This window comes from Neisseria sp. Ec49-e6-T10 (genome assembly GCF_051132615.1).
GTDB lineage: Bacteria > Pseudomonadota > Gammaproteobacteria > Burkholderiales > Neisseriaceae.
The window spans coordinates 940,924-963,184 of sequence record NZ_CP152375.1; the positions used below are offsets into that span (position 1 = coordinate 940,924).

The window sequence follows — 22,261 nt, forward strand, 5'->3', positions numbered from 1 at the left end:
TGTCATAAAGGAAGGAAAACGCCATGAATAAACAAGACATTCAAAATGAAGTTATTGCCATGATTGCTAAACTGTTTGAACTGGAACCAAATGACATTCAGCTTGAATCAAAACTATATGAAGATTTGGGACTAGACAGCATTGATGCCGTAGACTTAGTGGTACAACTACAAAAAGTGACAGGTCAAAAAATCAACCCTGAAACGTTTAAGTCCGTCAGAACAGTTGAAGATGTCATTAATGCAGTTGACACTTTACTCAACAGCAAATAATCAAGCAAAAAACCTGACCTGATGTCATCAAGATATTACTCAGTACTGAATTGGAGCACCAAAATAGGGGTTTCTTTATTCATTATTGCTTACCCTTTTATTGTTTATTTTGGTCTAAACTACTGGTCTATCAGTTTTTTAGCACCTTGTTTGTTGTGTTTGTTTGTTTTACGTCTGGTTTTAAGCAAACAACATCCACAAAAAACCAAACAATTTATTTTTGCCGTTAAAGCAATATCGATTATCGGTATTTTGTTGATTCTAGCCAGCTGGTTACTGAAACAAAACCAATGGCTGCTGTTTTACCCTGTTGCTGTCAATCTCATTATGCTTGGGTTATTTGCTTACTCTTTACTCCAGCCACCAAGCATTATAGAAAGACTTGCTCGAATAACCGAACCTGAACTACCACAATCGGGTATTAGGTACACTCGTACTGTCACCCAAATTTGGTGTGTATTTTTTGTGATCAATGCCAGTATTGCTTTATGGACATGTTATTTAAACAATATGGATATTTGGACTTTATATAATGGTGCCATCAGTTATATCCTAATGGGCACACTTTTGGGTTCAGAGTGGCTATTTAGACAATGGGTCCGCCACAAATGATGCTTTATGCAGATATTTTAAAACAACATCAAGATGCACAAACGCGCATAATTGCTTGGGATAAGCATCGCACTTTTTCCTTGGCTGACTTTCAACAATATGTTTTTTCATTATATCAGTTACTGCAACAATACCCACAGAAAAAATGGGCGATTTGCTTTGACAACAGTTTCTTTTTCAGTGCGGCTTTATTTGCATTAATTTACAGCAATAAAATACCCATTATTCCTGGGCATACACGTGAAGCATTGTTAGCAGAACAACAAGCTGACTTTGATGGCATATTAACCGACCTATCATTGAACCTGACTTGCGCGCAAATCAATACCAACGATATCTGTTTACTCAATTTAGCTGATGCTCAAAAATTGGCCACACAATATCAATGGCCAACAGATGCACAACTGATTTTGTTTACATCGGGTTCTACCGCCAAACCTGAACCCATTCATAAATCACTCTGTGCCTTACAAGCAGAAAGTCAATTACTTGCTTCTCAATGGGGTGAACAACTGACACAAGCGGTATTTATCGCCTCTGTCTCTCATCAGCATTTATATGGGTTGACCTTTAGAATTTTACTGCCATTAAGCTTGGGACGCCCTTTTTATGCCCAGATGACCCAATTTCATGAAAATGTGTTGGCTTTAGCCATGCAATACCCTGCTCAAACTGTTTTTATTACCAGCCCTGCTTTTTTAAAACGGTTGGATACACAGTTGCATCAAGCCCCTCTTAATATGATGTTTTCTGCTGGCGGGCCTTTACATTTTGCCGAAGCACAACAAGCAAAAGCAATGTTTGGTGTGTTGCCCACAGAAATATATGGCAGCAGTGAAACAGGTGTCATTGCTCATCGAAAACAAAGATGCCAGAACCAAGTTTGGTCTTTATTTGCAGGGATCAATATATCCATCACAAAAGATCATGCCCTTTTGGTGCAATCGGCATTATGTGAAGAGACTTGTGGTGCAATCCTTAAAGATAAAATACAAATAGAGCAAAATGGCTTTCACATTATTGGTCGAACAGATCGCATCATCAAACTGGAAGAAAAACGCATTTCATTAACTGAAATCACCCACAGGCTCTTATGCTTACCCCAAATAGCCGATGTTGCCTTATGTACCCTTGAACACAATAATAGAACGGTATTGGGTGCTGTTATTGTACTTGAAGCACAAACTAACCGAGCATCTACTGCCCATCTGATTCAACAATTTACCCAAGCTTTAAGACCCTATGTTGAACCTGTTGCTGTGCCAAAACGTTGGCGGTTTGTACAGGATATCCCTGTTAATACTCAAGGTAAGCGTAACTTTCACGATTTACAGGAACTGTTTAAATGAAGCTACCTAAAGAATTAGACATCCAATTATTGGATCAGAATCATGCCATGATCACACTATTTGTTTGCCCAGAACTTTTCTGGTTAAAAGGCCATTTTCCTATTCAGGCAATTTTACCGGGGGTGACACAGGTAACATGGGTGATGCATTACGCAAAGACCATTTTGAAGCTAACACAACCTTTTAAAGGCATTGAAAAAGTAAAATTTCAAAAGCCCATTTTCCCAGAAGAAACCATCATACTCACCTTAAAATGGCATGAGCAAACACATAAATTGGATTTTGACTACCAAACAGCAAACAACCAAGGAGCCAGTAACGGGCGTATTCAACTACAAAAACCTTCAGCTGCTGAGTAACATTTATGAACAACAATACTTTTAACCCTTGTGTCATTATCCCCTGCTACAACCATGGCCATACTATGGAAGCGGTATTGTTGTCCCTACAACCTTTCAATTTACCCTGCATTATTGTTGATGATGCCAGTTCAGAACCTACAGCAAGTATGTTAAAAAACTTGGCTCAATGTTACCCATGGGTAACATTGATTCGTCATCAAACCAATCAAGGCAAGGGAGGAGCAGTATTGACTGCTTTTGATGTTGCCTTCGGACAAAAATACACTCATGCCATTCAAATCGATGCAGATGGCCAACATCAATTAACCGATATCCCCAAGTTAATTCAAAAAGCCAAAGATAACCCAACAGCTCTGATTTCAGGCGCACCTATTTATGATGATTCAGTGCCTAAAAGTCGACTATATGGTCGTTATATCACCCACTTTTGGGTATGGCTGGAAACGTTATCATTTTCAATAAAAGACAGTATGTGTGGTTTTAGGGTATACCCTGTTACCACAATGCATACCTTGGCAAAAAAACATCGGCTGGGTAAACGTATGGATTTTGATATTGAAGTGATGGTGCGTTTATATTGGCAAAATACGCCTATTTATTTTATCCCAACCAAAGTCATTTACCCTGAAAATGGTCTCTCTCATTTTGATGCGCTAAAAGACAATGTGCGTATTTCTTGGATGCATACTCGACTATTTTTTTCGATGTTACCCAAAATGCCTTACCTTTTATTACATAAACAAAAACCAGAGGCTAATAAACATTGGTCAAAGACGAAAGAACGACAAGGTTTATGGGGTATGCGCTTCCTGCTAAAAAGTTACTGCTTGTTCGGTTCTACCGTTTTTAAATGTTTACTTTACCCCGTTATTTGCTATTTTTGGCTCACAGGTAGCAACCAGAAAAAAGCATCTGAGGCTTATTTAGCCAAAATCAAACATTTTGCACAAACACAAGGTAAAACAATCCCTTCTGATTTAAGCAGTTTCAAACACTTTATGCATTTTGCTGGATCCATTTTGGATAAGCTGTCTTCATGGTTGGGTAAAATGTCTCACCAAGATGTGGTCTTCCCACAAAAAGCAACCTACTTAGCACAAAAAGAAAAAAAAGAAGGCACCCTTATTTTATGTTCCCATTTAGGGAATATCGAGGTATGTCGTGCATTAGGGGAAATGGGCAGTAAAGTGAAAATCAATGCATTGGTTTTTACCCAACACGCAAAAGGATTTAATCAAGTCCTCAAAGAAATCAACCCGCAATCAAGCATTAACTTGATTGAAGTGACTGATATTGGGCCAGACACAATTATTTTGTTACAACAAAAATTGGAACAAGGCGAATGGATTGCTATTGTAGGTGACAGAACCCCTGTGAGCCAATACCATCGTCAAGAGACTGAACGAATCATCTGGTCTTCTTTTTTAGGAGAAAAAGCCCCCTTCCCACAAGGCCCCTTTATTTTAGCCGCCACATTAAAATGCCCTGTTTTTTTGATGTTTGGCTTAAAACCCGCAAACCAATACATTATTTATTTTGAAGAGTTTGCCAATCCTCTCACCTTACCACGACAAACAAGGCAAGCTTCCCTGCAAGCTGCGGTAGATTTATATGCAAAAAAATTGGAGGAACACTGCCTTATTTCTCCTTTAGACTGGTTTAATTTCTACCCATTTTGGCAATTAAACCTACCTTCCAAAAAGGATCATGAATGAGTAAAAACAAACAAGCCATTTTATCTGGTACATTTGAATTAACGGTTCCCTTTTACGATACGGATCCAATGGGTGTGGTATGGCATGGCAATTATTTTCGTTACTTTGAAAATGCCCGCGAACATTTATTGGCAAGCATTGATTATGGTTATCGAAAAATGCGTCTTTCAGGCTATGTATGGCCCGTTATTGACACACGGGTCAAATATATTGCCCCTTTACATTTTGAACAAAAAATTCGTGTACATACTGACATGACAGAATATGAAAACCGCTTACGCTTTGATTATAAAATTATTGATTGCCAAACCAATAAAATCACCACGAAAGCACACACTATTCAAGTAGCGGTATTGGAAGAAACAGGAGAAATGTGTTTTGCCTCTCCTACCATCCTTTTAGAAAAATTGGGCATCTCACAATGAAAAAATGGACATTAATATTATTTGGCTTATTCAGTAGCCATTTACATGCAATTACTTTAGACGACATACAACAACAATTAGGTGCACACCCAATTGTACGTGCTGAATTTGAGCAAAAACGGAGCATCAGTGGTGTGTCAAAGCCCATTTTATCTTCTGGCACAATTATTGTGTCACAACAAGATGGTTTATGGTGGCATCAAACAAAACCATTTGATTTAACACTTTTACTCACTAATCAAGTCATGAAACAAAGCACAGCAGGGAATCAGCCACAAGTGATTACAGCCAAGCAAAACCCTCAGTTGTTTCAATTTAATAGCCTTTTATCCTCTTTATTTAAGGCAGACAAAAAAACATTAGAACAAAATTTTGTCATTAAGTTACAAGAAAAACAAACAGGTTGGGTGATTACGCTGACCCCTAAAAAAGAGCCACTGAATAAAATTTTTAACACCATTACTCTATCGGGTAAACAGGTATTAGAAAACATTCAAGTGCATGACAAACAGGCAGACCAAACCAATATCCGTTTTTTTAACCACAAACTAACCCCCACAACCTTACAAGCGAACGAACGTGCTTACTTTAAATAATCAGAAAAAATATACATTTTTTGCATTATTATGGACAATAACCGTTATTGCCCTAGGCATATTGCTGTGCATTTTACTGCCACGCAGCCAGATCAACACCAGTGTCATGGCCTTATTGCCACAGGAGCATTATGCTGATATTCCCGATTCTATTTTAGAGGGGTTCAGTTCAAGGCTCGATAAACAGGTTATTTGGTTAATTAAGTCACCCACTGCTCTGGATGCAGAACCGGCAAAATGGTGGATTAATGAGTTAAAAAAACAGCCCTCTATTGGCTCTGTTTCAACACAGATGACTCCACAAACCCAACAACAATGGGGGCAGTTTTTCTTTCAACATAAAGCGGTACTGCTTGACGCAGCAACAGAACAAAGACTTAAAAACAATACCCATACAGACTGGATTTTAAGTCAAATTTATTCTCCTTTTGCAGGAGTAGGTTCACAAGAATTAAAACATGACCCACTATTATTAACTCGAGCCATTCAACTGGATCAACAAAAAAACGCTCGGGCATTACAAATGGATAATGGCTGGCTGTATAGTGAAGATGAACAAGGCAATACTTGGTATTTTGTGCATGCACAGCTCAAACACTCTTCTTTTGATATGAACAGTGCACGCAATATCGTTAATACCTTCTTAAGCCTAGAACACAATTTAAAACAGCAGTTTCCTGGCACAGAAGTCTTACAAAGAGGTACGGTTTTTTACAGCAATTACGCCAGCGAACTAGCCCAAAAAGATATTTCCACCATTGGTGTGGCGTCAACACTTGGTATTATTTTATTGATTTTACTGGTATTCCGTTCCATACAACCCATTATTTTGACCTTATTGTCTTTGGCTGTAGGTGTCTTAGCGGGCATCACTGCCGTTTTGGCTTGCTTTGGTCAAATACACATCATGACGTTGGTGATGAGCACCAGTGTTGTGGGGATTTCGATTGATTATGCCTTGCATTATTTAACAGAGCGCATGGTTCATGGCAAAGATGAAACGCCTTTATTCAGTCTGAACAAGTTGCTCCCAACATTGGCTCTTGCCTTAGCCTCCAGTATCAGTGCCTATGTTTGCTTACTCTTTGCCCCTTTTGCAGGTTTGCAACAATTGGCTGTGTTTGCCATAGCAGGTTTAGCTGGTGCCTTTTTTACTGTAGTGGGCTGGTACCCATTTTTAGCTAAAAAATTACCGACTCGCCCCAATATTTCGACACGCTTAATAAGCTCTTGGCTGAATCTATGGCAACAAAACAACCTGATTCGTTATGGTTTACCTGCATTGATTTTTATTGTCTCTTTAATTGGTTTAAGCCAATTAAAAGCAGATGATGACATTGGTAAACTACAGGCATTACCCAAATCATTACAACAACAAGAGCACAAAATAGCACAATTAACAGGTCAAAATAATGACCAAAAATGGCTGATTGTTTATGGCAATGATGCGCAGGAAACCTTACAAAGGTTAGAACACGTGTCTGTTTTATTGAATCAGGCGAAACAAAACCAAGTTTTAGACGATTTTAATATACTGCCCTTGCCTTCATTAAAAAAACAAAAAGAACATCTGGCTCTCATACAAGAAAAAATGCCAACTGTTCTAACTGCACTACAAAAAGAAGGCATTCAAGCCAATATCTCTACAATGGATTCAAATTTGGTCGATATAAACACATGGCTAGCTCACCCAGTTAGCGAAGCATGGCGAACCTTATGGCTCAGTTTAGATAGTGGGCAAAGTGCTGTCTTGGTGCCACTACATGGTATCGCGCAACCTGCTGAATTAAAAAACATCAGCACACAAGTAGCAGGTGTACACTGGGTAGACAGAAAAACCGAACTAAGTGAGCTATTTGCAACGTACCGACTTTATTTATCTTGGTTGCTCGTTGGTGCGTTAGGACTTATTTGTTTGCTGTTTATTTATAAAATGGGGGTTATTCGTGGCATCCGCTGTACTCTACCGTTGGTTTTGGCACTGACAACCAGTTTAAGCATCTTAGCTTTAACAGGACAAACCGTTAATTTATTCTCCTTATTGGCTTTAATTCTTGTTTTGGGTATTGGCATTGATTACACCCTGTTTTTTAGTAATCAACACATCACCCCTACCACAGTTGCCTTATCTGTTTTTATGGCTGCCCTGACAACAGAATTGACCTTTGGGCTTTTAGGGTTTAGTCATACGCAAGCCATTAGTGGCTTTGGGCTAGTATTAAGCGCAGGTATTTTTACTGCTTTTTTATTGGCGCCCATTGCGCTCCCCACACAAACATCGAAAAAGGATACAAAATAGGCATGAAATATTTTAATATCTGGCTATTAAGCCTTATCCTCTTATTGGCCGGTTGCGCGACCAAACAAAACAATGAAGCTTGGCTCACTCGCGGCACAAAAATCACCTTACCTCCGCCAGGTATTGCCATGGATATCCATAAGCAACAGCTCTTAACAACCACAGTTAAAGGACAGCAACATTCTTTAATGGTTTTATTGGATGCCAATGAACAAGAAATTAAACTGGTTGGTTTATCTGCAATTGGCATACGATTATTTACCGTACAGTATAACCAGCAAGGCATTCAAACCAAACAATTTATTAAAATAGCACAATTACCACCTGCCCCTCAGGTATTAAGCGATATTATGCTCAGCTACTGGCCCACTGCTGTTTGGCAAAACCATTTACCTGAAGGTTGGACATTAACGGATACAGAACAACAACGCCTTTTAAAAAATAATAAAGGTGAAACGATTACCGAAATTCATTATCAAAACCAACACAATAAACGTGAACCTGTTTCCTTAAAACAGCATTATTTTGGTTATGAAATCACACTGACAAATATGGATGACGAGCCATGATTTATTGCAATGCGTTTGGTGCCATCAATGCCCTAGGATCTGATTGTAAAAGCATCAGTTCTGCCTTAAAAGAAGGACAAACTGGTTTAAAATCAAATAATAGCTGGTTAACTAATCAACAGACCACCTTTCTTGGGCAAGTTCAAGCAGATTTACCTTTAGTCCCCCCCGACCTGAGTCAACACAATTCTAGAAACAATCAGTTAATACTGGCAGCTTTAGAACAAATTCGCCCACAAGTAGACAATTTAATCAGCCAATTTGGACACAATCGTATTGCCGTTATTATGGGTACCAGCACCTCTGGCATTTATGAGGGTGAATTGGCTATTGCACACTACTTAACCTATGGCGTTTTAGCTGATGGTTTTGACTATCAACAACAACAGTTCGGCGATGCAGGTGAATTTTTGGCCAAATATCTTGGCCTAACTGGCCCATCTTATACCATTTCAACAGCTTGTTCATCCAGCGCTCGAGCCATCATTAGTGGTTATCGCCTACTTAAAGCTGGCCTTGTCGATGCAGCAATTGTGGGCGGCGCCGACAGCTTATGCAAAATGGCCATCAATGGTTTCAATAGCTTAGAAGCCATTTCTACAAAACAGTGTTTGCCTTTTGCTCAAGACAGAGATGGCATCAATATTGGCGAAGCAGCTGGGCTGATGATTTTAAGTAAAGAACAAAGTGATTTAAGCATTTTGGGTTTTGGTGAATCATCAGATGCATGGCATATGTCTGCCCCACATCCCGAAGGCATAGGAGCAAAAAATGCCATGCAAAAAGCGCTTGCCCATGCCAAACTCACGCCTGAAAATATTGGTTATATCAATTTACATGGTACAGCGACTCGTTTAAACGATGATGCAGAATCAAAAGCTGTTTATCAAGTTTTTGCAGACCAAACGCCATGTAGCTCAACCAAACATTTAACGGGGCATACCCTTGGCGCGGCAGGTATTACCGAAGCAATTATCAGCGCATTGATCTTACAAGACAATTTACCTTTACCCCAACAAGACTTTACACACTCACCTCAAGATGCCGCACTTGCCCCCATTCAATTAGTCAAGGGTCATCTTAACTTGAAGCAAAAGACTATTTTATCTAACTCTTTTGCTTTTGGGGGCAATAATGCTTGCTTGATTTTAGGAAACCGATGATGAATTCTTTTTTACCTGTTGCAGATTATCTGCCACATGAAGCGCCTATGGTACTCTTGGATCAACTCTATGCCGTTGACCCAGAAACAATTGAATGCACCGTACAAATCAATAAAACAGGGGTACTGGCACCATTTTTAAATGAAAATGATCATTTGCCTGCATGGTTTTTATTGGAAATCATGGCACAAACAGTTGGCGTATGGAATGGTTTTCATGCAAAGGCACACAATAAAGCCCCACAAATTGGCCTGTTACTGGGCTCTCGTGCATTCAAAACGATCCAAGCTGAATATCCACCAAACACCACTTTACATATCCAAGCAAAATTATTACTCCAAGATGAGAGACTGGCTAATTTTGATTGTGCCGTTTTGATTGATCAAGACATGATTGCCTCAGCCAAAATCAATGTCTTTGAACCAAATACTGAAGAAATTAATGCTTTATTGGAAAGGAATACCTAAATGAATCGTACTGTATTGGTTACAGGCGCAAGCAAAGGAATTGGACAAGCAATTGCCATAGAATTAGCCAAACAAAATTTCACCATTGTGGTGCATTATTTAAAAGATAAAGCAGGTGCAGAACAGACGCTCAATCAAATTGAGCAGTTGAATGGACAAGGTCGCTTATTGTGTTTTGACATCAGCAATAAACAAGATTGCCGCCAAACATTAGAGCAAGATATAGAACAAAATGGTGCTTATTACGGCATTGTTAATAATGCAGGTATCATTAAAGATGGTGCTTTTCCAGCTTTAACAGATGAAGATTGGGATGATGTGATCCACACCAATCTGGATAGTTTTTACAATGTGATTCATCCTTGCATCATGCCCATGATTCGACTCAAGCAAGGCGGACGTATTATTGTTTTATCATCTGTTTCAGGCATTATGGGCAACCGAGGACAAGTAAACTACAGTGCAGCAAAAGCAGGCATTATTGGTGCATGTAAAGCTTTAGCAGTTGAGCTCGCCAAACGCAAAATTACTGTTAACTGCATTGCACCAGGTTTAATTGATACAGGCATCTTAGACATGGAAGAACAAGCAAAAGAAGAAGCCATGCGGATGATTCCAATGGGCAGAATGGGGCAAGTAGAAGAAGTGGCTGCTTTGGCAAATTTTTTAATGTCAGACAATGCTGCATACATTACGCGTCAAGTTATTTCAATTAATGGAGGCATGTTATGACAAATAGAGTTGTCATTACAGGAATGGGTGGGATCACCGCATTTGGGCAAGACAGCCAAAGCATTATGCAAAAACTCAAAGACGGTCAAAATGCGATTAAATACATGCCTGAATGGGAAGAGTATGCAGGTCTGAACACTAAATTGGCAGGCCCTATTCAAAATTTTACCATTCCCAAACACTATACCCGTAAGCAATTACGCTCAATGGGGCCAGTATCGATTATGTCAACCCGTGCCACCGAGCTTGCTTTAGAACAAGCAAATCTATTGAATCATGAAGTCCTCAGCAATGGACAAACTGGCATTGCTTATGGTTCATCTACTGGCAGCACCAAACAAGTGGGTGAATTTGGCAACATGCTCAACAATAAAAATGTGTACAGCATTACAGCCACTACCTATGTACAAATGATGTCACATACTACAGCCGTTAACACTGGGCTATTTTTTGGCTTAAAGGGACGTGTTATCCCCACTTCCAGCGCTTGTACCTCTGGCAGTCAAGCCATTGGTTATGCATACGAAGCCATTAAACATGGTTACCAAACGGTTATGATTGCAGGTGGCGCAGAAGAGCTTTGCCCATCAGAAGCAGCCGTATTTGATACCTTATTTGCCACGAGCCAAATGAATGATCAACCTGAACACTCTCCTCGTCCTTTTGACAAAAATCGTGATGGTTTAGTTATTGGTGAAGGCGCCTGCACATTAATTTTAGAAGAGTTAAACCATGCGATGGCACGTGGTGCCACCATTTATGGTGAAATTGTAGGCTTTGCCAGCAATTGTGATGCCAGCCATATTACCCAACCCAGAAAAGAAACCATGCAAATTTGTATGGAACAAGCCCTACAAAATGCACAATTACCCCCTGAAGCGATTGGCTACTTAAGTGCTCATGGCACTGCAACTGCCAGAGGTGATGTGGCAGAAAGTTTAGCGACAGCCAATATTTTTGGCACCAATACCCCGATATCTTCCCTTAAAAGCTATTTTGGTCATACTTTAGGCGCTTGTGGTGCAATGGAAGCTTGGCTGAGTATTGAAATGATGCGAAATAAGTGGTTTGCACCAACCATCAATTTAACAGAGCCTGACCCTGAATGTGGTCAATTAGATTACATTATGCAAGAAGGTCGAACAATGGATATTGAATACATTCAATCCAATAATTTTGCTTTTGGCGGGATCAACACCTCATTAATTATTAAACGGTGGGCATAATCAGGTTAAAAGAAGAATCCATAATAGCAATGATTCATTTTAAATTGTGCAAGCAATCATTATCGATTCCGTTTAATCTTTATGCCCCATCTTATTAACCCAAGATGACAAATGAGCAACTCATTTTAATCGCTTTATGAACAACAGAAAAAGATGAAATATAAAAACATACTTATTATCAGCTTATTAATAATATTATTAGGCGCATGTACAGAAACAGAAAAAGCTCAGTTAGCCAACACTAATGATACTGAGGACCCTGTTGTCTATTTCAAACATGATGACAAAGCAATGAATAAGGCCATTCAAACAGCCAGAACAACTTTCCACCAATTCGAAAAAGCATTTAATGAAAATGACACCAACCAATACTCTGGCTTTACCATTAAAGTCGGCTTTCCAACACAATCAGGTTCAAAAGAACATATATGGGTAAGTGATATTCAGTATGACAAAAAAAACTATTCAGGCATAATTTACAATACCCCTGTTGAAAATGTTGGCTTTGAATACGGCGACACAATAACAGCAATCGAGCAAAACCAAATCAGCGATTGGATGTTTACTGATACAAAAACCAACAAAACTTACGGTGGCTATACCGTTCGTGTGATGCGTGACGCAATGAGTGATGCAGAAAAACAAGCATTTGATCAAGAAACAGGCCTCAACTTTGCCGAGTAAATAATACTTTGAACAAATTTAAACCCTATACTGATTACCTTGTATAGGGTTTAAATGCATAAAACTGTACTTGGACACTCATGAACTAAAAATTAAAGATCAGATCGCTCCATCGTTTCAGTACCCCAAAACAACCGTTCTGCATCTGTTTTAGCAAAAGCTTTTACCAATACTTCATCACTGCCTTCTTCCCAAATTTGTTCAGCCAAAGCTTCATCATCTTTTGCCAACTCAAAAATGGCCTCCGCAATTTCGATAGAGGTTTCACGTACATTTGCCCATGCTTCAATATCTTGTTTGGTTTTCATATTTTTCTCCTTTTACATTGTTTTAATAACTGAACGAAGCTTGTCTCATACCTAGAGCCACACCAGCATCTGTAATAGCTTGCCACTCATTATCTGAAATATCAATACCATTTGCCAAACGTTGTGCAGCAGTTCTGATTTCTGGTTCCCCTGAAATCAAAATGGGATGTTCATCTGGAAAAGGTGCTGGAGATGAGCGAATATAATCAATCATGGCATCATACTCTGCCCCAAACCAGTCTTTTGCGGCTAATTTTGTTGGGTCTACCACAAAAGTGGTCATATTATTCACAATCGCACCTTCTCTTGGATTCTCAGGTTGGAATGTTCCACCACCAGAAAGCAAACCTGCCAAAAATTCACAAGCCATAATCAAACCGCCACCTTTATGTTTGGCAATGGGACGCAATGCACCAGTTGGCTCTTCCCACATGGCTTTAGGATCATTTGTTGGATGCCCTTTTGCATCTAACATCACTTCTTCATCAAATTTTTTACCGGCCAAATAAGCCACTCTTGTTTTACCCAAAGCCACAATACTGGTGGCAAAATCCAAAATAAATGCTGGGTTTTCAGGGCTTTTAGGCATGGCAATGCAAATAGGGTTGGTACCAAACCTTGCCGCTGACCCACAAAAAGGCGCAACCAAAGCAGCATTAAAATCGGTCACATTCACAAAATGAACAGAAATCATGCCTGCTGCTGCAGCTTGTTCGCCATAAGTACCAATTCGCCCTAAATGATTTGTTTTGGCCAAAGTCATCAAGCAAACACCTGTTTGTTTGGCACGCTCAATAGCTGCTGCCATGGCTTCTTTACCCGTACGTTGTCCATAACCTCTATCGCCTGAAAACTGCAATACAGCTCCCGCGTCATTAATTAACCTTGCTGCTGTATTGGGTTTAAGCAAACCTTCTTGGATAGATTTAGCATACTGAACCAACATACCCACACCATGGCTATCATGCCCTTTTAAATTGGCTTGAACCAAATGTTCTGCCACACACAATGCTTCATCAGCAGAACTTCCTGCATTTTCTAAAAAAGCTTGTACAATTTTTTGTAAGCTTTGAGCAGCAATATTCATATATATTTCCCTACGTAAATGATTTATTATCCTTAAAGCTTATACGCCTAAAACAGCCATATTACACCTTATTTAATGACGTGTATTTGAAGCGGACTTGATTACGGTAACAATAATGCCCACATATAACCATCTCATACTGGCTATATTCTTAGTTTAACGCTGTCTTCGACCCAATTTTAACTTAAAGAAGTATGAAAATTTTTAAAACCATCAATAAGCGAATATTATTATTGGTATTTAAATGATCACAAGACTCTTTGCCCTTATTTCACTACCGAACCAAAGAATGTATACATCAATTACACACTAAAATGGTCAAACACTCATGCTAACAGACACATAAAGAATAACCAATAAGATAACAATCAGATAGGCAATTATTAGCTGCACATCCCAAAGAAAACCAGATAATTTTTTTGATGTAAAAATACATCACTTAAGTTTATCTCTCTCCTTTTTGATAGGTTAAATTGGAATTGTATACAACTATTATTTATAATTCCGATTTTAGATATTTAAATGAACAGTTAACATATAATTTAAATACACTAACAGTTATTGATCATAAAAATATGGATACCTACGAAGATTCACAACCAGAAATTCATATTTTTATGATCAATAATGATTAAACACCCTAACCAATTTATTCATTACGAAAGATTTTTGACCCTATGTCTCAGCATCGAAATACAGATAAAAAACATTTCCGCCTCAAAAGCACAGGAGTTGCAGTTATTTTAGGCCTGACCAACTCTATGTTATGCCTTATGCCTAACACTGCTCTAGCAAACGACGAATGTGGTATTGCACCTACTGGTGGAGGCACAATTAATTGTACTTCATCAGGAAACAACTATACCTCAGGCATTAATTATAGTGGTTTGGTTGGTGATTACACAGTCAACTTTGATGGACGATCTAACCCCTTTAATCTGAATAAAATTGGCGTTGCTCCTAATATTGGGGTAGATATTCAAACCACAGGAAACTATACCCAGAATATGCTTGGCACAGTGGATATGCTTGTGGACGGCAGAGGAGGAAACCCTGGCGTTACAGGTGTTCGACTACTTGCATCTGGTGCGGGTAATAAATTGGTTTTTAATGCAAACGACCCAAATTCAATGTTTAATTTAACTGTATATGGTGCAGGACCAGACTCTGCCCCTGGACTTTCAGGCATTGAATTTAAAGCAGAAACAGTAGAAGCCGACTTAAGCAGATCAAATATTTATGTTGAAGGAGGCAATATCAATGGTATCGATATTCAGTCAAACTCATCAATCAGCATTAATTCTGCTAACCTCAAAACAGGTAATATGACCATTGTTTCTCATAGCACAAATATGCCTGATTATGACGCAGCTGTTGAGATTTCTGTCAAAGAAGATATTACTGTTGATACAACAGCAGGAACAATTGCCATACGCGGAAGCAGCCAGTTAGGTCCATCTGCAGGATTAATTGGTGTACGAGCAGTTTCCTCATCTGACACTGCTGATATTAATATTACAGCTGGCAATATCGATATTGACGGCGTTGACTTTAGTGAAGGCATTGCCGCACAAAAAACGTCTGCCACAGGTTCTGGTGCAATCAACGTAGATACTGTGTCAGGCACAATGATTAAAACGACTGGGCAAGGCTCAATTGGTATTGAATTAAACAACGCAAGTGGTGCCAATAACCTAACAACACTAGGTTCTGTTCTAGCCACAGGTGAAAATAGCGCAGCGATTGTTTCTTTAAGCCAACAAAATGGTCCTGTTACCCTTACTATTGGTTCAGACGCATCGATACAAGGTGGATGGTCTTCTGACCCTCTATTTGACACAGGCAGTTATACAATACGCAACCCAAATGCTGCGGTAGGTGTATTGCTTGGCGCAGAAGCCAATACGGCAACTGTCAATAATGCAGGGATCATTGGTGCCGCTTCAGATAGAGCCATAGAAACACTAGAAACTGCAGCAGCTTTAACCAGCACAACAACCGTAATTAACAACTCTGGCGTGATTACAGGGACAATTAATTTAGGTTCTGGAGACAATACCCTAAATAATACAGGTTCATTTGAATTACGTGGTTTTGCCGATACAGATGGTGATGGCCTACGAGATAACATACGCGTTGCAGTGGCAAACCTTGGTTCTGGAAGCAATAACCAAATCGTCAATACAGGCACATTGAAACTTTTAGGTGATAATGGGCAAGCAACCACCCTTAACAGCACTGATGAATACGCAACAGGTTATACTGCAAATGCAATGTCTCTTGGCGGCTCAGTGCAAGGTCAAATACATAATGTCCAAAGTTTTGATAACAGCGGTACAATTGACTTAAGTTCTGGCAACGCCTTAGCTGGAGATGTTTTGGTGATTAGTGGTGGCGCAACTGCTGGGGTTGCTGCTGGTGGTCGCTATGTTTCAAACTCAGGCTCCTTAATTGTTGATACTGTACTTAATGAAGGAGATGTAAATAGTGCCAGTGATATGCTGGTTGTTGACAGCACTGAACTTGCTTCAGGAGCGACCTCTGTTTTTGTCAACAATGTTGGCGGCACAGGTGCCCAAACAGTAGGTGATGGCATTGAAGTGATCCGAGTTTTAGATGAGACTCAATCTGCCGCAGGTGCATTTAAACTGGGGCAACGTGTTCTTGCTGGTGCCCACGAATATGATTTATTTCAACATGGTGTCGATTCAAGTATACAAGATGGTAACTGGTATCTTCGCACCCTAGCATCCCCTCCTCCAGAAACAGGTATTTACCTCAACAATTTATTCATTGGTTCAACAATGTTCATGCATACATTACATGATCGTTTAGGAGAACCACAATATACCGACTCATATAAAAATACTGTCGAGCGTCGTAATATTGGCGAAGGCTGGGTAAGAATTGTTGGTAATCATACTGAATCCAAGCAATCGAATAAAACGGTTAATGTAGATACCGACTCTGTATTGGTTCACTTTGGTGGGGACATTGCACGTTGGACCGATGAAAAAAATAATTTCTGGTTATTTGGTTTAATGGGTGCTTATGGACACAGCAAGAGCGATGCAGAAGGTACACCTTTATACACACAAAGCGGTATAAAACGTACAGCTACAGGTAAAATTGATGGGTACAGTGTTGGTGCTTATGCAACATGGTATGGCAATGAAGACAAACCAACGGGCCCTTATATAGACACATGGGCACAATTTGGCTGGTATGACAATAAAATTCAAGGCAATACCCTAAAAGAAGAAAGTTTTGACAGTAAAGGTTGGACTGCCTCTATCGAAGCTGGATATGCATTTATTCTTAACGATAGAGAAAAACGCCAATGGATGATAGAACCGCAAGCACAAATTGCTTACAGTGCTTACGACATTGATGACCATTATTATAATGGGATGTATGTTCATGATGCTGATGCAAATGGTTTGATTACCCGCTTAGGTGCTCGTTTATATAGCCGTGATAAATTAGATGGCGACAGTATACAACCTTTTGCTGAAATCAATTGGTGGCATAGTAGTGCAAAAAATTCTTTAAAATTTTCTGACACAACGTTAGATAGTGGTGAGCCAAAAAATCGTTATGAATTAAAAGCAGGTTTCCAAGGCAAGCTTTCACAAAGATGGCAACTATGGGGACATGCTGGTATGCAATTTGGCGAAAATAGCTACAAACGTTACGAAGGTATGGTTGGTGTCAAATATCGCTTTTAAAAATAAGTGATTTCAATCAAACCCCGTATACAAATTAATTTGTATACGGGGTTTGATATTTTTAAGACTACCAACCTTTACCCAAGATCTCATCAAAATCACAATGAAAGATAGTTCAACTTCTATTTCTTGCTAATCCATTCAGTCAAAATAAACAAAAAGGTATCTCACGCCCTCATTTTTTCATGATAACTATATTGTTTATTTAAAAGGCTCTGTTTCAATGAACCTTCTAACATAAAAAATTCGGGGTCCTCTTGGAACTTATCCAATCAATTTAAACTCTGTAAATAATATTTATGAAAATAAATGTTTCAATTTTGTTAAAATAACCATAATCAAAAATAAAAACAATCATTACCCTCTAGGTATACTCATGGAAATAGTTTTTACCGTACTCATTCTATTGCTTTGTGTGGCTTTATCCAGCGCATTGGCAAAAATTTCACCTGTTAGGTTACCCTTACCCTTAGTACAAATTTTAATGGGCGCAATTTTAGCTTGGGATGTATTTAACCTACATGTTACATTTGAGCCAGACTGGTTTATGCTGCTTTTTATTCCCCCTTTGCTATTTGCAGATGGTTGGCGTATTCCCAAACAAGAATTCTTTGAACAACAACCTGCTATCTTAGCCATGGCATTGGGTTTGGTTTTTTTTACCATTTTTGTGCTTGGTTCATTTGTCCACTTTTTGATTCCCAGTATTCCACTGGCTGCAGCCTTCGCTTTAGCGGCAGTCTTATCACCAACGGACGCTGTCGCCGTTTCTGGTATTTTTGGTAAACGCTACGTACCCAAAAATGTCATGAATCTCTTACAAGGCGAAGCATTAATGAACGACGCGTCTGGCCTTGTTGCCTTACGTTTTGCTGTAGCAGCCGTATTAACGGGTACATTTTCAATTGTAGATGCTTCTGGCAAATTTTTGATGGTTGCCGTTGGTGGTTTGGTTGTAGGTGTCGTCATCAACTGGGTTTATTCACATGCTCTGAAAGTTCTGGTGCGACTAGGCGGACAGGACACGGCAACTGAAATTATTTTATTATTCTTACTGCCTTTTGCCGCTTATCTGTTTGCAGAACATATTGGTGTTTCTGGTATTTTAGCTGCAGTATCAGCAGGTATCGCCCAAAGCTATAATGACTTATCACTGGATAAACGTTTGGCTGAACGCCTACAAACTCATTCTACTTGGCAAACACTGGAGTTTACCTTTAATGGCATGATTTTTATTTTATTGGGTCTGCAATTTCCCCATATTATCGGTCACTTACCTAATTTACCCAGTGTTGGCATCATTACCGGAGAATGGGCAGCACTTTGGTATGTGGTCATTATTGGTTTTGCCTTAATGGTGATTCGTTTTGTTTGGGTTTGGCTGTTGGTGCGCTTGCTCTCCAAACGGGCAAAAAAACTGGGGAAAGAGCCTGCGATCAAAGGCAGTCGTGCCATTGCCATCATTACTTTTGCAGGGGTACGCGGTGCGGTAACTCTGGCGGGCGTTTTGTCTATTCCATTATTTTTAGACAGTGGTCAACCCTTTCCACAAAGAGGCGTTTTAATCTTTTTAGCCGCCAGTTTGATTTTATTTTCTTTGCTGTGTGCCATGATTATTTTACCGATATTAATGCGAGGCTTAACCAATCCTAAAGAAGAAAATAAAATTTATAATGTCAAAAAAATCAAACTACTACAAGAATGTACGAAAGATGCTTTGGCCGCTGTTGAAAAAGCTTATACAGAAATGATCGAACAAGATCAACAAATAGATAATGGTGTCAATCAATCCATGATAGAGCTGGCCTATGCTAAAGCAAAAAAATACTATGAAGACCGTTTGGAATTACTGGACGAACCAGATCCTGACAAATACCGTGAAAGACGGCAATCAACCATTACAGAAAACAGTTTATTTTTACGAGGCCTAGAAGCAGAGCGCTATACATTATTTGAACAACACAAACACAAAATGATTGATGAAGATATTTTTAAAGAACAATTGCGTAAATTGGACTTATTGGAAATATCACTTCGAGCCTATCAAGAAAGGCAACATTTGGGTTAGAATCAACTGCGGTTGTACTTTATTGAATACAACCGCCTCACACCCTAATCAAGGTAAATAAATTTTGCCCGTTTTACATGGCACAATAACTCATAGGCCAGTGTCCCTGCCTGTTTTGCAATGTCATGAATACTCAACTGCTCACCCCAAAGCTCTACATGACTGCCAATACCTGCACCCTGAATATGGGTTAACTCTACTGTAATCATATCCATAGAAACCCGTCCAATGATTCTGCTTAACTGCCCATCTATCAACACGGGGGAATCAGTAGAAGCCAAACGTGGGTAACCATCTGCATAACCACAAGCAATCAGCCCTACTTTTGTGTTCTGCTCTGTCACGTATGTTGCACCATAGCCAATGGGTACACCTGCTTTCAGTTCACGCACACCAAATACTTTTGTCGATAAGCTCATAACAGGTTTTAAGCCAAAATTTCCACCACTGATTAAGGGGGATAAACCATATAAAGCCAAGCCTCCACGCCCCCATTGTCTGTGTGCTTTTTGACAAGATAAAATAGCGGCAGAATTGGCCAAGCTTTCATCACCCTCTAAATGTTGGCATACTTGATCAAAGCGTTCGATCTGCTCATCAGTCATGCTAAGTTCAGGTTCATCTGCTCGGGCAAAATGGGTCATTTTAGTGATTTGCTGCACATGAGGGCTTTGTTTGAGCTGAGTATAAGCATCGGCATAATCTTGCGGGAAAAACCCTGCTCTGCTCATACCAGAGTCCATTTTTAACCATACATGTACGGGTTCTTGCCAGTCATAAGCCAAAAAGTGATCTAGTTGATATTGGCTTTGGATTACTGGCCATAATGTATATTGGTCGATCAGTGCATACTCTTGCGGTTCAAACACACCTTCTAACAACACAATAGGGTTATTGATTCCGCTCATTCTTAACTCAATGGCTTCTTCTATACACGCCACAGCAAAGCCGTCGGCCATATCAGCCAATGCTTTTGCGCACTGTACGGCGCCATGCCCATAGGCGTTGGCCTTTAATACCGCCAATAAACGGCTACCATGAAGTTGTTTTAATAATTGGTAATTGTGTTTTAAATGAGTTAAATTAATTTGTGCGGTCAATGGACGCATAACAAGGCCTTAACAAGCAAAGAGCAACAATAAAATGGGGATTATAGTAAGGAAAACAGTAACTGCAAACTATTTCAATCCCGTTTTAAAGCCACTTATCTAAAATAAAAAAACAGGTTATATTTTATAACCTGTTTTACGCTTATTTATAACGGGAAATGGCCAAGTCCTGCGCATCGATCTCAGGTTCTTTATGACTGATGATGTCAGATAAGACTTTGCCAGAACCTGGGCCCATTGTCCAACCAAGGGTACCGTGACCTGTATTTAAAAAGAGGTTATCAAATTTTGTGCCGCCCACTACGGGCGTGCCATCTGGCATCATTGGCCGCAGCCCCGTCCAAAATTCAGCTTGGGCCACTAATCCGCCATCGGGGAATAAATCGGTGACCACCATTTCTAAAGTGGCGCGTCTTTTGGGGTTCAAACTTAAGTCAAACCCTGCTAACTCGGCCATGCCCCCAACCCGAATACGGTCATCAAAGCGGGTAATGGCTACTTTATACTTTTCATCCATAACGGTTGATACGGGGGATGCGTCACTGTCTTTAATAGGAATGGTTAACGAATAACCTTTAACAGGGTACACATTTAACTCAATCCCTACTTGTTGCAATAATGAACGTGAATAAGAACCCAATGCCACCACAAACGCATCGGCAACGATACTTTGGTCGTTTACACGGATACTGGTGATACGACTGCCATCATGTAATACCTGCTCAACAGTATGGTTGTATAGAAACTTAACCCCTTTTTGCGCACATAATTTAGCCAAATTGACGGTAAACATTTGGCAATCACCTGTTTCATCATTAGGTAATTGTAAACCACCAATGATTTTTTCCTGCGTTTTGGCTAAGGCTGGTTCTGCGGCAACACAACCTTCTCGATCAAGCACATTAAAAGGTACGCCGCACTCTTTTAACACGGCAATATCTTTAGCAATGGCATCCATTTGTTTTTGAGTACGGAACACTTCTAAGGTGCCTTGTTGTCGTCCTTCATACTGTATCTGTGTTTGTTCACGCAATTGGATCATTTTATCGCGGCTATATTCGGCTAAACGCATCATTCGTGCTTTGTTAATATGGTATGAGCGCTCATTACAATTATCGAGCATTTGCTTCATCCATTTTAGTTGATAACACGAACCATCTAGACGAATGGCTAAAGGTGCGTGCTCTTCAAACATCCATTTAACGGCTTTAAAAGGAATACCTGGTGCAGCCCAAGGGGCAGAATAGCCTGGTGAAATTTGCCCAGCATTAGCATAGCTGGTTTCTAATGCGGCACCACTTTCCCGTTCAATGACGGTCACTTCATGCCCTTCCCCAGCCAAATACCAAGCAGTAGACACACCTAAAATACCCGCGCCCAAAATAACAACATGCATATGCTTTTCCTCTTGTGTAGACCATTGTTGATATGTTCTTATTACAAAGATATATCTTTTTATTTATTATTAGTGATTTTCCAAAGTGTAATGC

At 39.6% G+C, this 22,261-nt stretch carries 20 protein-coding genes; 16 read left to right on the top strand and 4 right to left on the bottom strand.

The annotated features are described in order from the left end of the window. Positions 1-23 precede the first annotated feature (23 nt). The 14 genes from AADH04_RS04875 (at position 24) to AADH04_RS04940 (ending at position 12,471) form a co-directional block, all read left to right on the top strand. Positions 24-272: an acyl carrier protein gene (locus AADH04_RS04875; protein WP_434779127.1), complete on the top strand. Its 249-nt coding sequence runs from the start codon at positions 24-26 to the stop codon at positions 270-272. Between the two features lie 21 nt (positions 273-293). Next, positions 294-884, top strand: a complete 591-nt coding sequence (locus AADH04_RS04880; protein WP_434779128.1) for a hypothetical protein — start codon at positions 294-296, stop codon at positions 882-884. Continuing rightward, the gene (locus AADH04_RS04885) at positions 881-2,233 is read left to right on the top strand and encodes an AMP-binding protein (protein WP_434779129.1); all 1,353 of its coding nucleotides are present in this window, start codon (positions 881-883) and stop codon (positions 2,231-2,233) included. The genes AADH04_RS04880 and AADH04_RS04885 overlap by 4 nt, the downstream gene beginning before the upstream one ends. Continuing rightward, on the top strand, positions 2,230-2,592 hold the full coding sequence (locus tag AADH04_RS04890) for an ApeI family dehydratase (protein WP_434779130.1): 363 nt from the start codon (positions 2,230-2,232) through the stop codon (positions 2,590-2,592). The genes AADH04_RS04885 and AADH04_RS04890 overlap by 4 nt, the downstream gene beginning before the upstream one ends. 5 nt (positions 2,593-2,597) lie before the next feature. Next, entirely contained in the window at positions 2,598-4,310 is a 1,713-nt protein-coding gene (locus AADH04_RS04895; protein ID WP_434779131.1) for a glycosyltransferase family 2 protein, read from the top strand. Continuing rightward, positions 4,307-4,735 carry an acyl-CoA thioesterase gene (locus AADH04_RS04900; RefSeq protein ID WP_434779132.1) on the top strand — a complete coding sequence of 143 codons (429 nt, stop codon included), beginning with the start codon at positions 4,307-4,309 and terminating at the stop codon, positions 4,733-4,735. The genes AADH04_RS04895 and AADH04_RS04900 overlap by 4 nt, the downstream gene beginning before the upstream one ends. Further along, the gene (locus AADH04_RS04905) at positions 4,732-5,331 is read left to right on the top strand and encodes a LolA family protein (RefSeq protein ID WP_434779133.1); all 600 of its coding nucleotides are present in this window, start codon (positions 4,732-4,734) and stop codon (positions 5,329-5,331) included. Before AADH04_RS04900 ends, AADH04_RS04905 begins: the two co-directional genes overlap by 4 nt. Continuing rightward, entirely contained in the window at positions 5,315-7,630 is a 2,316-nt protein-coding gene (locus AADH04_RS04910) for an MMPL family transporter (protein WP_434779134.1), read from the top strand. Before AADH04_RS04905 ends, AADH04_RS04910 begins: the two co-directional genes overlap by 17 nt. Before the next feature lie 2 nt (positions 7,631-7,632). After that, on the top strand, positions 7,633-8,199 hold the full coding sequence (locus AADH04_RS04915; protein ID WP_434779135.1) for a DUF3261 domain-containing protein: 567 nt from the start codon (positions 7,633-7,635) through the stop codon (positions 8,197-8,199). Continuing rightward, entirely contained in the window at positions 8,196-9,362 is a 1,167-nt protein-coding gene (locus AADH04_RS04920) for a beta-ketoacyl-[acyl-carrier-protein] synthase family protein (RefSeq protein ID WP_434779136.1), read from the top strand. Before AADH04_RS04915 ends, AADH04_RS04920 begins: the two co-directional genes overlap by 4 nt. Further along, positions 9,359-9,829: an ApeP family dehydratase gene (locus AADH04_RS04925; protein ID WP_434779137.1), complete on the top strand. Its 471-nt coding sequence runs from the start codon at positions 9,359-9,361 to the stop codon at positions 9,827-9,829. The genes AADH04_RS04920 and AADH04_RS04925 overlap by 4 nt, the downstream gene beginning before the upstream one ends. Then, the gene (locus AADH04_RS04930; protein ID WP_434779138.1) at positions 9,830-10,561 is read left to right on the top strand and encodes a 3-ketoacyl-ACP reductase FabG2; all 732 of its coding nucleotides are present in this window, start codon (positions 9,830-9,832) and stop codon (positions 10,559-10,561) included. After that, positions 10,558-11,787: a beta-ketoacyl-ACP synthase gene (locus tag AADH04_RS04935; RefSeq protein WP_434779139.1), complete on the top strand. Its 1,230-nt coding sequence runs from the start codon at positions 10,558-10,560 to the stop codon at positions 11,785-11,787. Before AADH04_RS04930 ends, AADH04_RS04935 begins: the two co-directional genes overlap by 4 nt. Positions 11,788-11,940: 153 nt before the next feature. Next, positions 11,941-12,471, top strand: a complete 531-nt coding sequence (locus tag AADH04_RS04940) for a YegJ family protein (protein WP_434779140.1) — start codon at positions 11,941-11,943, stop codon at positions 12,469-12,471. 92 nt (positions 12,472-12,563) lie between these two features. On the opposite strand, the gene AADH04_RS04945 is transcribed toward AADH04_RS04940, so the two are convergent. Both AADH04_RS04945 and AADH04_RS04950 read right to left on the bottom strand, forming a co-directional pair. Next, the gene (locus AADH04_RS04945; protein WP_434779141.1) at positions 12,564-12,779 is read right to left on the bottom strand and encodes a YccJ family protein; all 216 of its coding nucleotides are present in this window, start codon (positions 12,777-12,779) and stop codon (positions 12,564-12,566) included. Between the two features lie 22 nt (positions 12,780-12,801). Continuing rightward, on the bottom strand, positions 12,802-13,866 hold the full coding sequence (locus AADH04_RS04950; RefSeq protein WP_434779142.1) for a malate/lactate/ureidoglycolate dehydrogenase: 1,065 nt from the start codon (positions 13,864-13,866) through the stop codon (positions 12,802-12,804). A 677-nt stretch (positions 13,867-14,543) separates the two neighbouring features. On the opposite strand from AADH04_RS04950, the gene AADH04_RS04955 reads away from it, so the two are divergent. Together AADH04_RS04955 and AADH04_RS04960 are read left to right on the top strand one after the other, a co-directional pair. Further along, positions 14,544-17,594, top strand: coding sequence for an autotransporter outer membrane beta-barrel domain-containing protein (locus AADH04_RS04955; RefSeq protein ID WP_434779143.1), 3,051 nt, complete (start codon positions 14,544-14,546; stop codon positions 17,592-17,594). Between the two features lie 376 nt (positions 17,595-17,970). Further along, the gene (locus AADH04_RS04960) at positions 17,971-19,662 is read left to right on the top strand and encodes a Na+/H+ antiporter (RefSeq protein ID WP_434779144.1); all 1,692 of its coding nucleotides are present in this window, start codon (positions 17,971-17,973) and stop codon (positions 19,660-19,662) included. Between the two features lie 44 nt (positions 19,663-19,706). On the opposite strand, the gene alr is transcribed toward AADH04_RS04960, so the two are convergent. After that, on the bottom strand, positions 19,707-20,771 hold the full coding sequence (gene alr, locus AADH04_RS04965; RefSeq protein WP_434779145.1) for an alanine racemase: 1,065 nt from the start codon (positions 20,769-20,771) through the stop codon (positions 19,707-19,709). A 142-nt stretch (positions 20,772-20,913) separates the two neighbouring features. Further along, positions 20,914-22,167, bottom strand: coding sequence for a D-amino acid dehydrogenase (locus AADH04_RS04970; protein WP_434779146.1), 1,254 nt, complete (start codon positions 22,165-22,167; stop codon positions 20,914-20,916). Positions 22,168-22,261: the final 94 nt, after the last annotated feature.

Bases quoted from the DNA above. Each gene is read 5' to 3' on its own strand.
- AADH04_RS04950 (WP_434779142.1), bottom strand. From the start codon at position 13,866: ATGAATATTGCTGCTCAAAGCTTACAAAAAATTGTACAAGCTTTTTTA.
- AADH04_RS04970 (WP_434779146.1), bottom strand. From the start codon at position 22,167: ATGCATGTTGTTATTTTGGGCGCGGGTATTTTAGGTGTGTCTACTGCT.
- AADH04_RS04900 (WP_434779132.1), top strand. From the start codon at position 4,307: ATGAGTAAAAACAAACAAGCCATTTTATCTGGTACATTTGAATTAACG.
- AADH04_RS04915 (WP_434779135.1), top strand. From the start codon at position 7,633: ATGAAATATTTTAATATCTGGCTATTAAGCCTTATCCTCTTATTGGCC.
- AADH04_RS04875 (WP_434779127.1), top strand. From the start codon at position 24: ATGAATAAACAAGACATTCAAAATGAAGTTATTGCCATGATTGCTAAA.
- AADH04_RS04930 (WP_434779138.1), top strand. From the start codon at position 9,830: ATGAATCGTACTGTATTGGTTACAGGCGCAAGCAAAGGAATTGGACAA.
- alr (WP_434779145.1), bottom strand. From the start codon at position 20,771: ATGCGTCCATTGACCGCACAAATTAATTTAACTCATTTAAAACACAAT.
- AADH04_RS04945 (WP_434779141.1), bottom strand. From the start codon at position 12,779: ATGAAAACCAAACAAGATATTGAAGCATGGGCAAATGTACGTGAAACC.
- AADH04_RS04955 (WP_434779143.1), top strand. From the start codon at position 14,544: ATGTCTCAGCATCGAAATACAGATAAAAAACATTTCCGCCTCAAAAGC.
- AADH04_RS04895 (WP_434779131.1), top strand. From the start codon at position 2,598: ATGAACAACAATACTTTTAACCCTTGTGTCATTATCCCCTGCTACAAC.
- AADH04_RS04890 (WP_434779130.1), top strand. From the start codon at position 2,230: ATGAAGCTACCTAAAGAATTAGACATCCAATTATTGGATCAGAATCAT.
- AADH04_RS04940 (WP_434779140.1), top strand. From the start codon at position 11,941: ATGAAATATAAAAACATACTTATTATCAGCTTATTAATAATATTATTA.
- AADH04_RS04920 (WP_434779136.1), top strand. From the start codon at position 8,196: ATGATTTATTGCAATGCGTTTGGTGCCATCAATGCCCTAGGATCTGAT.
- AADH04_RS04905 (WP_434779133.1), top strand. From the start codon at position 4,732: ATGAAAAAATGGACATTAATATTATTTGGCTTATTCAGTAGCCATTTA.
- AADH04_RS04880 (WP_434779128.1), top strand. From the start codon at position 294: ATGTCATCAAGATATTACTCAGTACTGAATTGGAGCACCAAAATAGGG.
- AADH04_RS04960 (WP_434779144.1), top strand. From the start codon at position 17,971: ATGGAAATAGTTTTTACCGTACTCATTCTATTGCTTTGTGTGGCTTTA.
- AADH04_RS04935 (WP_434779139.1), top strand. From the start codon at position 10,558: ATGACAAATAGAGTTGTCATTACAGGAATGGGTGGGATCACCGCATTT.
- AADH04_RS04925 (WP_434779137.1), top strand. From the start codon at position 9,359: ATGATGAATTCTTTTTTACCTGTTGCAGATTATCTGCCACATGAAGCG.
- AADH04_RS04885 (WP_434779129.1), top strand. From the start codon at position 881: ATGATGCTTTATGCAGATATTTTAAAACAACATCAAGATGCACAAACG.